Here is a 12,303-nt window from a genome sequence, read left to right as displayed (position 1 = left end):
AAACTTAACTTTTGTGGATCATGGGGAAGCAGTTGAAACTACTGCGCAAGTCCGTTACTGTATAGCCAGATACCCATGCCATAGAGTAACATATATGTTTGCGGCCACCGAAGATATATGAAGAAACAACACAACCGTTGTCTTTTCGTAGACAACGGTTGTTTTTCGATGATACAAAGGAGAAGTGATGAGTCACAGGACAGGACTGGAAGAACATGTTATCGTCAAGGACAACAAAACACTGCGTCTTGGTTATACCACAGGTTCCTGTGCGGCGGCGGCGGGGAAAGCCGCAGCTATGATGCTGCTGACCGGGAAGACGGTGGAAGAGGTTTCTCTGATGACGCCGAAAGGGATTCTGCTGCATCTTCTGATCGAGGATATCCATATGGAAGACGCACGGGTAAGCTGCGCTGTCAGGAAAGACGGCGGGGATGATCCGGATGCAACGAATGGGGCACTGGTCTATGCCGAAGTTACCAGGTCAGAAGATGCGGGAATACATATCAGCGGCGGACCCGGAGTCGGGCGTGTGACCAGACCCGGACTGCAGCAGCCGGTGGGTGAGGCGGCGATCAACCGGGTTCCGCGCAGCATGATCACGAAAGAGGCAGCTGCAGTGTGCAGGGAGCAGGGATACCGGGGCGGACTGAACATTGTGATATCAGTTCCGAAAGGGGAGGAGATTGCGGTTCGGACATTCAATCCGAGGCTGGGGATCGTCGGAGGCATCTCCATACTCGGAACGAGCGGTATCGTCATACCCATGAGTGAAGCCGCACTGATCGAGAGCATCCGTGTGGAGATGAAAATGCTCTGCGAAGCGGGGGCACGTTATCTCGTGATGACACCGGGAAATTACGGGGAAGTTTTTTCGAAAGAGCAGATGGACCTTGACCTGACATACAGCATGAAATGCAGCAACTATATCGGTGAAACACTGGAGATGGCGGCGGGGCTCGGCGTAAAAGGCATTCTGTTTATCTCTCATATCGGAAAATTCATCAAAGTATCGGGGGGCATCATGAACACCCATTCCCATCACGCGGACAGCCGTGCAGAGTTGATGGCGGCACAGGCCTTGCGTGCGGGTGCAGACCTTACCTGTGTGAAACGCGTGCTGGAGACGATAACGACGGAAGAAGCGCTGGATATTCTGAAAGAGTACGATATTCTGGATGAGACAATGCGTGTTACCATGGAAAAGATACAGTATTATCTGAAGCATCAGATAAAAACGGATCTGGATATTGGAACGATCATATTTTCAAATGTACATGGATCACTTGCAAAATCGGAGAATGCAGACAGTATGATCGATATCATCAACGGACAATGTTCATAGGCGCCGAATGAGCGCATCATGATAGAAGTACAAAAAGGAGAAAAAGATGGCAGGAAAATTGTATGGTTTGGGAGTTGGACCCGGAGATCCGGAACTTCTGACTCTGAAAGCGCTTAGAATGATTCAGGAGAGCGATGTGATCGCAGTGCCGGGCAGAGTGCCGCAGGAGACGATCGCTTATAAGATTGTAGTACAGGCATACCCGGAACTGGCAGAAAAAGAGCTGCTTCCAATCGAGATGCCGATGACGAAAGACGCGGATCTTCTGGAGAAGAGCCACCAGGAGGGGGCGGATAAAATTGCAGCACTGCTGGATACAGGGAAACAGGTTGCATTTCTGACACTTGGAGATACAACCGTCTATTCCACCTATCTGTATGTACACGCACGTGTGCAGGATATGGGATATGAGGTGGAGATTGTGAGCGGTATCACTTCATTCTGCGCCGTTGCGGCACGTCTGAATATGGGGCTGGTTGAAAAGGCGGAACCGCTTCACGTGATACCGGCTTCTTACCAGATTGAGGAAGCGCTGAAACTGCCGGGGACCAAGGTTCTGATGAAAGCCGGGAAGCAGATGCATGAGGTGAAAAGACAGCTGAAGGAACTGAATGCCAACGTGGTGATGATCGAGAACTGCGGTATGGAGAATGAGAAGATTTTCAGGGGAGCAGATGAGATACCGGAAGATGCCGGATATTATTCCCTGATCATAGTAAAGGAGAAAAACTAAAGAGATGATACATTTTGTTGGAGCGGGCTCAGGTGCCCCTGATTTGATCACAATTCGCGGTAAGAAATATCTGGAAGAGGCAGACGTCATCATCTATGCAGGCTCACTGGTCAATCCACAGCTGCTGGATTATGCCAGGGAAGGCTGTGAGATTTATAACAGTGCAAAAATGACTCTGGAGGAAGTACTCGATGTCATGTATGCGGCGGAGGAAAAGGACCTTGTGACCGTACGCCTGCATACGGGCGATCCCTGTCTTTACGGGGCGATCCGGGAGCAGATGGATGTGCTGGATGAGAAAGAGATTGCCTATGATTCCTGTCCCGGCGTCAGTTCTTTCTGTGGTGCGGCTTCCGCACTGAATCTGGAATATACGCTTCCGGACGTGTCACAGAGTGTCGTCATCACAAGGATGGCAGGCCGCACACCGGTGCCGGAAAAGGAGAGCATTGAATCGTTCGCGTCGCATCACGCGACGATGGTTGTGTTTTTGAGTACGGGTATGCTGGAAGAACTGAGCAGCCGTCTGATCGAGGGCGGATATACAGCGGATACACCGGCGGCGATCGTTTACAAGGCTACCTGGGAAGATGAGAAGACAGCTGTCTGCACGGTCGGCACACTGGCGGAGACTGCGAAAAAAGAGAATATCACGAAGACTGCACTGATGATCATTGGGGATGTGGTGACACACAGTCATTATCAGCGCTCTGAACTGTATAATCCGGCGTTTACCACAGAGTTTCGCCAGGCCAGTAAATAAGTAGGAGAGAAATGGACACAGGAATTATCTGTTTTACGATGAACGGATTTGTACTTGCGGAGAAGATTGCGCATCTTCTTGTCAGGCAGGGGCATAACGTCTCTGTATTTGCAAAGAGCCGTTACCTGAAGGAGGTCTCCGCACAGCAGGTGAAAGAACCCCTTCAGCAATGGGCAAAAAGAATGTTCGAGACGAAAGAAGCGGTTGTCTTTATCGGTGCCAGCGGCATTGCAGTGCGCGCAGTCGCACCGTGGGTAGAGGACAAAAAATATGATCCGGCTGTCCTCGTGCTGGATGAGCAGGGGAAATTCTGTATTCCGCTGCTGTCCGGTCATCTGGGCGGCGCCAACGAGCTTGCCGGTCAGATCAGTACGGGACTCGGCGCGACTCCGGTACTGACAACGGCGACGGATGTGAACCAGCGTTTTGCGGTCGATGTCTTTGCGAAGAAGAACAGGCTGTATATTTCCAATATGACACTTGCGAAAGAAATTTCAGCAAAACTTTTAAGCGGGGGTTCGATTGGATTTATCAGTGAACTGCCGGTGGAAGGGGAGCTCCCGGAAGGGCTGTATATGGACAGGGAGTCGCTGCCGCTCGGCATCTATGTGGGCGTGCACTACGACCGCCAGCCGTTTGAACAGACACTGTGGCTGATACCGAGATGCATAACGGCCGGGATCGGGTGCAGGAAAGGCACACAGCGGGAGCAGATCGAGGAGTTGTTTGAGGAAGTCTGCCAGATCAACGGCATTTTTCATGAGGCAGTTACACAGGTGGCAACCATTGATATAAAGAAGGAAGAAGAAGGGCTGGCTGCATTCTGCAGAGAGATGGATCTGCCGCTCATCACGTACACCGCCCGGGAACTGGAGCAGACGGAAGGGGAGTTCTCTCCGTCTGATTTCGTGAAATCCGTGACGGGTGTCGATAACGTGTGTGAGCGCAGTGCGGTTCGCGCGGTGACGGGCGGCAGCCTGATACAGAAAAAAATCGGAAAAAATGGCGTAACCGTCGCGTTCGCCATGGAAGAATGGAGAGTTGGATTTGAATAAATTATATGTGGTGGGTATCGGTCCCGGAGAGTACGAACAGATGACGATCAAGGCAGCGGAGGCGCTTCGCGCCAGCGACACCATTATCGGCTATACGGTGTACGTTGACCTTGTAAAAAATCATTTTCCGGGCAAAGACTTTATGACAACGCCGATGACGAAGGAAGTGGAGCGCTGCGACCTGGCGTTTCAGGAAGCGATGAAAGGAAAGACGGTGTCCATGATCTGCAGCGGGGATGCCGGTGTGTACGGGATGTCCGGACTCATGTATGAGGTCGGGGTGAATTATCCGGAAGTTGAGCTGGAGGTCATACCTGGGGTAACAGCCGCGACGGGCGGCGCTGCCGTGCTGGGAGCACCGCTGATCCATGATTTCTGTCTGATCAGCCTGAGTGACCTGTTGACACCGTGGGAGAAGATCGAAAAACGTCTTCTGAATGCCGCGGAGGCGGATTTTGTGATCTGCCTGTACAATCCTTCCAGCAAAAAAAGACATGATTATCTGCGGAAAGCGTGTGATCTGATGATGCGATTCAAGAAAGAAGACACGGTCTGCGGAATCGTCGGAAATATCGGACGTGACGGAGAAGAGATGAAAGTGATGACGTTAAAAGAGCTTAAGGATACGAGTGTCGATATGTTTACGACGGTATTTATCGGAAACTCACAGACGAAGGAACTGGGCGGAAAAATGGTGACTCCAAGAGGGTATCGGAATGTCTGAAGTCCTGATTTTTGCAGGTACGCTGGAGGGGCGAACCATTGCGGAATTCTTAAGCAAATATCATATTGAGACATACGTCTGTGTTGCAACACAGTACGGCGAAAGTCTGCTTCCAAAAGGAGGAAGCCTGAAGATTTCCCATGAGCGTCTGGATCGGGACCAGATGAAAGCGCTTATGGAGCGGGAAAATCCCCGGGTGGTGATCGACGCAACCCATCCGTATGCGGCGGAAGTGACTGCCAATATCCGTTTGGCCTGTGAGGCGGCCAAGAAGCCGTATCTGCGTCTGCTGCGCAGCGGTCATCAGGTAAATGACAAGGATGTCGTATATGTGGACAGTGTTGCGGATGCGGTTGCTTACCTGCAGAATACGCAGGGAAATGTTCTTGCGACGACGGGAAGTAAAGAGCTGGCAGAATATACGAAGCTTGCGGATTACCGGGAACGCGTCTATGCGAGAGTACTTTCACTCCCTGAAGTTGCGGTATCGTGCGCAGGGCTTGGGTTTGAAGGGAAACACCTGATCTGTATGCAGGGACCTTTTTCGAAGGAGCTCAATATCGCGATGCTCAGACAGCTGGACTGCAGATATCTCGTCACAAAAGAATCCGGGAATACCGGGGGCTTTCTGGAAAAGTATGAGGCTGCACGCCAGACAGGGGCGACTCTGGTGCTGATCGGACGCCCGCTCCGTGAGGAGGGAATGACGCTCGCGCAGTGCAGGCAGCACCTGAGGGAACTATTTTGTATTCCCGTGGAACGCAGGATCACGCTTGTGGGTATCGGCATGGGTCCTGTGAACAATATGACGAAGGAGGCGTACGAGACCTGCAGGGAAGCGCAGCTGCTGATCGGGGCAAGGCGTATGACACAGAAGATCGCAGAAGCGTCACAGGAAGTATTTCATGCATACCGTCCCCAGGAGATTGCCGATTATATTGATGCTCATCCGGAATTCGAAAAGATTGCCATCGCATTGTCGGGGGATGTCGGCTTTTACAGCGGGGCGAAGAAACTGCTGGAAGTATTGCCGGATGGCTGCGAACTGATTCCGGGCGTTTCTTCGATGATCTATTTTCTGGCACAGCTTAAAAAACCGTGGGAGGACGTGACACCCTGCAGTATGCACGGGCGGTCTGTCAACATCGTCAGCATGGTGAAAGAATGCCCGAAGGTATTTGCCATCGTCGGAGACGAGACCGGCATCGGCACATTGTGCACCAGACTGTGCGGATACGGCCTGGGAGATGTGAGAGTCTCTGTCGGAGAACGGCTCGCGTACCCGAATGAACAGATCTGGACAGGCACTGCGGAGGAATTCTCGGGATGTAAGACGGATGCACTCAGCGTTGTGCTGATCGAGAATGAGAAAGCGGCCGATCATATCGTCACACACGGGATACCGGACAGTGAATTCCTTCGTGATAAGGCTCCGATGACGAAAGAAGAGATCCGTGACATTTCCCTGTCAAAGCTGAGGCTGAAGAAAGATTCGGTCATCTATGACGTGGGAGCGGGTACGGGTTCCGTATCGGTGGAAATGGCTTTAAAAGCTGCCTGCGGACATGTCTATGCGATTGAGAAGAAACCGGAGGCGGTAGCGCTGCTTCACAGAAATAAAGAGAAATTTGCGGTGGATCATCTGGAGATCATAGAAGGCCTGGCTCCCCATGCCTGCGAAGAGCTTCCCGCACCGACACATGCATTTATCGGAGGTTCTTCCGGCAATCTGAAAGAGATTATGCAGCAGCTGCTTTCGAAAAATCCGTCTGTGCGTATGGTCATCAACTGTATTACGCTGGAGACGGTTGCCGAGGCGCTCGATGCTGTCAAAACACTTCCGGTGACGGATATTGACATTGCATCGGTGAGCATCGGCAAGTCCAAAAGTGTTGGCAGGTATCATATGATGATGGGACAGAATCCTGTCTATGTCATCTCCTGTGAAGGAGGCGAGGCGCTATGAGACTCCCCAGATTTCTGATCACAGCGGCGGCGAGCGGGAGCGGTAAGACGCTGATCACCTGCGGGATTCTGCAGCTTCTAAAGAACCGCGGATATCAGGTGACTTCCTTCAAGTGCGGACCGGATTATATCGATCCGATGTTTCACAGCAAGGTCATCGGCATGAAAAGCCGGAATCTGGATCCCTTCTTCGCGGACCGCGGGACGCTGCGTGGGCTGATGGAGAAAAATGCACAGGGAAGCGATATCGCAGTGGTGGAAGGCGTGATGGGATATTATGACGGTCTTGCCGGAATCTCGGTGAAGGGCAGCGCATGGGACGTAGCGGATGAGACAGATACTCCCGCTGTGTTTCTGGTGAACTGCAAGGGAATGAGTCTGTCGGTGATACCATATCTCAAGGGCTTTCTCGAATATCAGCGGGACAGCCACATCAAAGGCGTGATTCTGAACCAGCTTTCGCCCATGATGTATGAGCGCCTCAGGGAGCAGATCGAAGAGGAGCTTCCAATCAAAGTGTGCGGCTACGTGCCTTACGTAAAAGACTGTACGCTGGAAAGCCGCCATCTCGGTCTTGTGATGCCGGACGAAATCGATGACCTGCGGCAGAACCTGATGGAACTGGCTGGTATTCTCGAGAAAAGCCTCGATGTCGATGCGCTGCTTTCCATCGCTGGGAGTGCTCCGGAGATATCAGGTAAGGAGCTTCGGCCGCCGGCAGGGGCTGGAGATACGGTCAGGATCGCACTTGCGTCGGATGAAGCGTTTTGCTTTTTCTACGAAGACAACCTGCAGCTTCTGCGGGAGATGGGCGCCGAGCTCGTGCCGTTCTCTCCAATTCATGATAAGGCGCTGCCGGCAGACGTCTGCGGGCTGCTTCTGCATGGAGGGTATCCGGAGCTGTTTGCGGGAGAGCTTTCGGAGAATAAAGGTATGCGCATGCAGATTCGTGATGCTGTACTTGGCGGTCTTCCGTGCATGGCGGAGTGTGGAGGCTTTATGTATCTGCATGACAGGATGCAGGGACATGACGGGAGCTGCCACGACATGGCAGGTGTCATAGAGGGAACTGTATATAAAACATCGCGCCTGCGGCGATTCGGATACATTACGCTGTCGGGGGGGACTGTATTCGGAAAAGATATCGGAACACTCCGTTCTCACGAATTTCATTATTACGATTCTGAAAACTGCGGGGATGCATTTTTAGCGGAGAAACCGCTGTCTGACAGGAGCTTTCGATGCCTCCACAGCACAGACACCCTGTTTGCCGGCTATCCCCATATGTATTATTACAGCAATATAAAGCTGCCGGAGGCATTTCTTGCAACGTGCATGGAAAGGAAGAACAGAGGATGAATTTAAACGAAACACTGTGTGCCGTCGGCACACTGGACAAAACGGCGATGGAAGCTGCCGAGAAGAGATGGTACAGCATCGCGATTCCGCTTCACAGCCTGGGAAGGCTGCAGGACGCAGTTGTACAGATAGCGGGGATCAAACAGACATCGGATGTGAGACTGGATAAAAAAGCATTGGTTGTGATGTGCGCGGACAACGGGGTGGTTGAAGAGGGCGTGACTCAGAGCGGTCAGGATGTCACGCTGATCATTTCGGAGAATTTCCTGAAGGAGAAGGCGACAGCCAGCATTATGTGCAGGACGGTAGGAGCAGATATTTTTCCTGTCGACATCGGGATCGCAGCGGATTCCAGGCTGATTAACCATAAGATCATGTACGGAACCCGTAATATGGCTAAAGAACCGGCCATGACAAGAGAGGAAACCATAGAGGCAATTGAAGTCGGTATTCATATGGTGGAAGAGCTCAAAGAAAAAGGTTATCAGATCATTTCTACCGGAGAGATGGGAATCGGCAATACGACCACCAGCAGCGCAATCACATCGGTACTGCTCGGACAGAGTCCCGAAACAGTGACCGGAAGAGGCGCCGGGCTGTCGAGTGCGGGACTGGAGAAAAAGATTCAGACGATCCGTCATGCAATTGAACTGCACAGACCGGATCCGGATGATGTTATCGACGTACTCTCCAAGGTGGGAGGACTCGATATCGCAGGTCTTGTCGGTGTCTTTCTTGGCGGGGCTGCGTGCAGAGTTCCGATCGTCATCGACGGTTTCATCTCCGGAGCAGCTGCGCTCTGCGCTGCGCGTATGGAACCGAAGACAAAAGATTTTATGATGGCGTCTCATCTGTCCCAGGAACCGGCTTCCGCCATGGTGCTTGAGGCACTTGGACTTTCCGGATGCCTGATGTGCGATATGCGTCTGGGAGAAGGCACAGGGGCGGTCACTCTGTATCCGATTCTGGATATCGCGCTTGCAGTTTATAACGGGATGAGTACGTTCGAGGAAAATGCCATGGAGACTTACGTTCCGCTGACATGACGGACACATACAAAAAGGAAGGGGGTGGCGGCGATGCTGCATTTGATTACGGGGGGAAGCGGCAGCGGAAAGTCTGCATACGCGGAACATTGTATCCTGAGGCTGGGCATTAAGGAACGCATCTATATCGCCACCATGTACCCGTTTGACGGGGAGAGCCACCGGCGGATCGCACGTCACCGTGAGATGAGGAAGGAAAAAAACTTTCAGACGACAGAGTGTTATACCGGGCTGAAATCTCTCACACTTCCCCCGGACAGCAATGTCCTGCTGGAATGTATGTCCAATCTGACGGCGAACGAGATGTATCAGCCGGGCGGAGCCGGGGAACGCACGGTTCATGAGATACTGGAAGGTGTCCGGCAGGTGAAAGAAAGTTGTGCAAACCTGGTGATTGTGTCAAATGAAATCTTTTCAGACGGCATGGATTACGATACGGAAACGAGGCGTTACCAGCGGTATCTTGGAGATATCAACTGTCAGATTGCAGCATGGGCGGACTGTGTGACAGAAGTTGTCTACGGGATACCAATTAAGATAAAAGGAGATTCACTGCAATATGAAACGACTGATTAACAGCTTTATCATTGCTTTTTCCATGTATTCAAAGATTCCGATGCCGCGCTGTGACTGGAGTGAAAATAACATGGCGTATGCCATGTGCTTCTGGCCCTGGGTGGGCGCCGTCATCGGCGGCCTGTGCTGGCTGTGGGGAGTGATCGGTCTTCATGTAACCATGAATCCGGTCTTTTTTACCGTTATACTGCTCCTGATCTCTGTATTTGTCACCGGGGGCATTCATCTGGACGGGCTTCTGGATACAGCGGATGCGATGAGCTCCTATCAGGAACGGGAGCGCAGGCTGGAAATATTGAAGGACTCACATGCGGGCGCCTTTGCGGTGATCACGTGTGTGGTATACTTTACTATGATGTTCGGTGTTTACAGCCAGATGGATCTGGAGGCCTGGAAGGTCATAGCACCGTGCTTCATGCTGTCACGCTCTCTGAGTGCGCTGGCGATCGTGACTTTCCCGAAAGCCAGAAAAGACGGATCGGTTGCGGCGCTGTCCAGAGGCGCGCGTACAAGGAGAGTACGTATTACAATGGCGGTCTATATCGCCGCACTTGCAGGCGTCTTGCTCTGGATCGATCCTATTTTGGGGACCGCTGCGCTTGTAGGGGCCGCACTCGTCTACTGGTATTATCATCATATGGCGATGAAGCATTTCGGAGGAACAACGGGAGATCTTGCGGGCTGGTTTCTATCAGTCTGTGAACTGGTGATGCCGCTGGCAGTTGTGGCGGTGCAGATTGTGATGGGAGTACGGTTATGAAGCTGGTTATCGGTGGAACTTTTCAGGGAAAACTGTCATACGCTAAAGAGCGTTACCGGGTTTCGGAATGGGCGGATGGAAGTACCTGTGATTATGCAAAACTGTTCTCGTGCCGGGGAATTTATCATTTTCATGAATATATCCGCAGGATGCTGAACGATGGTCAGGATGTTGCTTCGCTCGCAGCAAGGATACAGTCTGAGAACCCGGAGGTTGTGATCGTTACGAACGAACTGGGATATGGTGTCGTGCCCGTTGACGCATTTGACCGGAATTTCCGTGAGGCGACAGGGCGTGTCTGTACGCAGCTTGCCGAGGCTGCGGATGAGGTATGCCGGGTAGTATGCGGGATAGGACAGGTGATCAAGGGATGAGAATGTATCTGATACGGCACAGTATCACGTATGGAAATACACTGGGGCGTTATATCGGAACCACGGATGAGCCCCTCTGCCAGGAGGGAGTCGAACTCCTTCAGAAAAAAATATATCCGGGGGTGGATGCCGTCTATGCAAGCCCGCTGAAGCGGTGTACGGAGACGGCAGAGATCATCTATCCGGAAAAACCGGTACATATCATTGAGGATCTGGCAGAATGCGACTTCGGGCTTTTCGAGAATAAAAACTATCTGGAACTGGATGGGAATGCCGAATATCAGCGCTGGATTGACAGCGGGGGAACACTGCCGTTTCCTGGCGGTGAAAGTCAGGAGATCTTTCGCAGCCGCTGTCTCCGCGGTTTTGAACGTGTTGCGTCTGACTGCATCCGTGAGGCTATGAAGTCGGCGGCACTTGTCGTTCATGGAGGGACGATCATGTCGATCCTGGACGGGTTTGCCGTGCCTCACGAAGATTTTTATTTCTGGCAGGTGAAAAATGCCAGGGGTTATGAAATCGAACTGGATGAGCAGCAATGGAATAAAGGAAAAAGAGAGGTGAGCGTCTGCGGCAAACTGAGAGTGCTGGCGGCGGACGCGCGAAAACAACTATGATTAAATGGACATTGGCAGCCGTTATCATCGGCTTTCTCATAGATCTTGCCGTGGGTGATCCCCGGTGGCTTTATCATCCGATCCGGGCGATCGGCAATCTGATCGCACTGCTTGAAAAAATACTGCGGAGATGCTTTCCGAAAGGACGGGCGGGAGAGCGGACCGCGGGGGTGATACTGGTGGTTCTGACCGTTGCCGTGTCGACGGCCGTTCCGCTGTTGATCCTGTATTTTGCCTATCGGATCAATGAATGGCTGGGATTCGTGCTGGAGACTCTGATGTGCTATCAGCTCCTTGCGACAAGGGCACTGAAAGATGAGAGTATGAAAGTCTACGATGCGCTTATGGGCGGCGACATCGAGAAGTCCCGCCATGCCGTTTCCATGATCGTCGGCAGGGATACGAAAGAGCTGACGGAAGAGGGTGTGACGAAAGCAACGGTTGAGACCGTTGCGGAAAATGCATCAGACGGTGTGATTGCACCGCTTTTCTATATGATGATCGGCGGGGCTGTTCTGGGATTTACATACAAATCCATCAATACGATGGACTCCATGGTGGGGTATAAGAATGAACGGTACCGGTATTTCGGCACATGCGCCGCGCTTCTCGACGATGTGGTGAACTATATTCCGGCACGTCTGTCGGGGCTTTTGATGGTGGCCGCATCGGCTGTATCCGGATTTGACGCCAGACAGGCATTTCGAATTTTTAAACGGGACCGCAGGAACCACGCAAGTCCGAACTCTGCACAGACAGAGGCGGTCATGGCGGGGGCGCTGCATGTACAGCTGGCCGGAGATGCGTGGTATTTTGGGAAACTCTATGAAAAACCGACGATCGGGGATGCCGGGCGTCCGGTGGAGCCCCAGGATATCAAAAGGTCTAACCGTCTGCTGTACAGCACGGCGGTGTTATCTGTGATCGTATTTGGACTGATCCGGTTCGCTGTGATGCGGGCATTTCAAATTTGAGGAGGGGTGTGT

At 52.3% G+C, this 12,303-nt stretch carries 13 protein-coding genes; all 13 read left to right on the top strand.

The annotated features are described in order from the left end of the window. Nucleotides 1-187: 187 nt before the first annotated feature. The 13 genes from cbiD to cbiB are packed head-to-tail and all read left to right on the top strand — an operon-like array spanning nucleotide 188 to nucleotide 12,291. Complete coding sequence (gene cbiD / locus NQ502_RS01405; RefSeq protein ID WP_028528972.1) at nucleotides 188-1,345, top strand: cobalt-precorrin-5B (C(1))-methyltransferase CbiD; 1,158 nt, start codon at nucleotides 188-190, stop codon at nucleotides 1,343-1,345. A 46-nt stretch (nucleotides 1,346-1,391) separates the two neighbouring features. Next, nucleotides 1,392-2,078, top strand: a complete 687-nt coding sequence (gene cobI, locus NQ502_RS01400; RefSeq protein WP_028528973.1) for a precorrin-2 C(20)-methyltransferase — start codon at nucleotides 1,392-1,394, stop codon at nucleotides 2,076-2,078. A 4-nt stretch (nucleotides 2,079-2,082) separates the two neighbouring features. After that, nucleotides 2,083-2,841 carry a precorrin-4 C(11)-methyltransferase gene (cobM, locus tag NQ502_RS01395; RefSeq protein ID WP_028528974.1) on the top strand — a complete coding sequence of 253 codons (759 nt, stop codon included), beginning with the start codon at nucleotides 2,083-2,085 and terminating at the stop codon, nucleotides 2,839-2,841. 11 nt (nucleotides 2,842-2,852) lie between these two features. Further along, the gene (locus NQ502_RS01390) at nucleotides 2,853-3,896 is read left to right on the top strand and encodes a cobalt-precorrin 5A hydrolase (RefSeq protein WP_028528975.1); all 1,044 of its coding nucleotides are present in this window, start codon (nucleotides 2,853-2,855) and stop codon (nucleotides 3,894-3,896) included. Next, nucleotides 3,889-4,620, top strand: a complete 732-nt coding sequence (gene cobJ, locus NQ502_RS01385; RefSeq protein WP_028528976.1) for a precorrin-3B C(17)-methyltransferase — start codon at nucleotides 3,889-3,891, stop codon at nucleotides 4,618-4,620. Before NQ502_RS01390 ends, cobJ begins: the two co-directional genes overlap by 8 nt. Then, complete coding sequence (locus tag NQ502_RS01380) at nucleotides 4,613-6,586, top strand: bifunctional cobalt-precorrin-7 (C(5))-methyltransferase/cobalt-precorrin-6B (C(15))-methyltransferase (protein ID WP_028528977.1); 1,974 nt, start codon at nucleotides 4,613-4,615, stop codon at nucleotides 6,584-6,586. The genes cobJ and NQ502_RS01380 overlap by 8 nt, the downstream gene beginning before the upstream one ends. Then, nucleotides 6,583-7,944 (top strand): cobyrinate a,c-diamide synthase, encoded by a 1,362-nt coding sequence (locus NQ502_RS01375; RefSeq protein ID WP_028528978.1) that lies wholly within the window; start codon nucleotides 6,583-6,585, stop codon nucleotides 7,942-7,944. Before NQ502_RS01380 ends, NQ502_RS01375 begins: the two co-directional genes overlap by 4 nt. Next, entirely contained in the window at nucleotides 7,941-8,990 is a 1,050-nt protein-coding gene (gene cobT / locus NQ502_RS01370; RefSeq protein ID WP_028528979.1) for a nicotinate-nucleotide--dimethylbenzimidazole phosphoribosyltransferase, read from the top strand. Before NQ502_RS01375 ends, cobT begins: the two co-directional genes overlap by 4 nt. Before the next feature lie 33 nt (nucleotides 8,991-9,023). Further along, the gene (locus tag NQ502_RS01365; protein ID WP_028528980.1) at nucleotides 9,024-9,566 is read left to right on the top strand and encodes a bifunctional adenosylcobinamide kinase/adenosylcobinamide-phosphate guanylyltransferase; all 543 of its coding nucleotides are present in this window, start codon (nucleotides 9,024-9,026) and stop codon (nucleotides 9,564-9,566) included. After that, the gene (gene cobS, locus NQ502_RS01360; RefSeq protein WP_028528981.1) at nucleotides 9,550-10,326 is read left to right on the top strand and encodes an adenosylcobinamide-GDP ribazoletransferase; all 777 of its coding nucleotides are present in this window, start codon (nucleotides 9,550-9,552) and stop codon (nucleotides 10,324-10,326) included. The genes NQ502_RS01365 and cobS overlap by 17 nt, the downstream gene beginning before the upstream one ends. Next, entirely contained in the window at nucleotides 10,323-10,700 is a 378-nt protein-coding gene (locus NQ502_RS01355) for a bifunctional adenosylcobinamide kinase/adenosylcobinamide-phosphate guanylyltransferase (protein ID WP_028528982.1), read from the top strand. Before cobS ends, NQ502_RS01355 begins: the two co-directional genes overlap by 4 nt. Beyond that, nucleotides 10,697-11,317 (top strand): histidine phosphatase family protein, encoded by a 621-nt coding sequence (locus NQ502_RS01350; RefSeq protein ID WP_044983310.1) that lies wholly within the window; start codon nucleotides 10,697-10,699, stop codon nucleotides 11,315-11,317. The genes NQ502_RS01355 and NQ502_RS01350 overlap by 4 nt, the downstream gene beginning before the upstream one ends. Beyond that, nucleotides 11,314-12,291, top strand: coding sequence for an adenosylcobinamide-phosphate synthase CbiB (cbiB, locus tag NQ502_RS01345; protein ID WP_028528984.1), 978 nt, complete (start codon nucleotides 11,314-11,316; stop codon nucleotides 12,289-12,291). The genes NQ502_RS01350 and cbiB overlap by 4 nt, the downstream gene beginning before the upstream one ends. Nucleotides 12,292-12,303: the final 12 nt, after the last annotated feature.

The sequence above is a fragment of the Ruminococcus gauvreauii genome (assembly GCF_025151995.1).
GTDB lineage: Bacteria > Bacillota > Clostridia > Lachnospirales > Lachnospiraceae > Ruminococcus_G > Ruminococcus_G gauvreauii.
The sequence above is the reverse complement of the archived record's forward strand: the minus strand, read 5'-3'. Positions and strand labels throughout refer to the sequence as shown.

What these genes read in the sequence shown, in the direction of transcription:
- cbiD (WP_028528972.1), top strand. Translation starts at nt 188, where the DNA reads ATGAGTCACAGGACAGGACTGGAAGAACATGTTATCGTCAAGGACAAC.
- cobI (WP_028528973.1), top strand. Translation starts at nt 1,392, where the DNA reads ATGGCAGGAAAATTGTATGGTTTGGGAGTTGGACCCGGAGATCCGGAA.
- cobM (WP_028528974.1), top strand. Translation starts at nt 2,083, where the DNA reads ATGATACATTTTGTTGGAGCGGGCTCAGGTGCCCCTGATTTGATCACA.
- NQ502_RS01390 (WP_028528975.1), top strand. Translation starts at nt 2,853, where the DNA reads ATGGACACAGGAATTATCTGTTTTACGATGAACGGATTTGTACTTGCG.
- NQ502_RS01380 (WP_028528977.1), top strand. Translation starts at nt 4,613, where the DNA reads ATGTCTGAAGTCCTGATTTTTGCAGGTACGCTGGAGGGGCGAACCATT.
- NQ502_RS01375 (WP_028528978.1), top strand. Translation starts at nt 6,583, where the DNA reads ATGAGACTCCCCAGATTTCTGATCACAGCGGCGGCGAGCGGGAGCGGT.
- cobT (WP_028528979.1), top strand. Translation starts at nt 7,941, where the DNA reads ATGAATTTAAACGAAACACTGTGTGCCGTCGGCACACTGGACAAAACG.
- NQ502_RS01365 (WP_028528980.1), top strand. Translation starts at nt 9,024, where the DNA reads ATGCTGCATTTGATTACGGGGGGAAGCGGCAGCGGAAAGTCTGCATAC.
- cobS (WP_028528981.1), top strand. Translation starts at nt 9,550, where the DNA reads ATGAAACGACTGATTAACAGCTTTATCATTGCTTTTTCCATGTATTCA.
- NQ502_RS01355 (WP_028528982.1), top strand. Translation starts at nt 10,323, where the DNA reads ATGAAGCTGGTTATCGGTGGAACTTTTCAGGGAAAACTGTCATACGCT.
- NQ502_RS01350 (WP_044983310.1), top strand. Translation starts at nt 10,697, where the DNA reads ATGAGAATGTATCTGATACGGCACAGTATCACGTATGGAAATACACTG.
- cbiB (WP_028528984.1), top strand. Translation starts at nt 11,314, where the DNA reads ATGATTAAATGGACATTGGCAGCCGTTATCATCGGCTTTCTCATAGAT.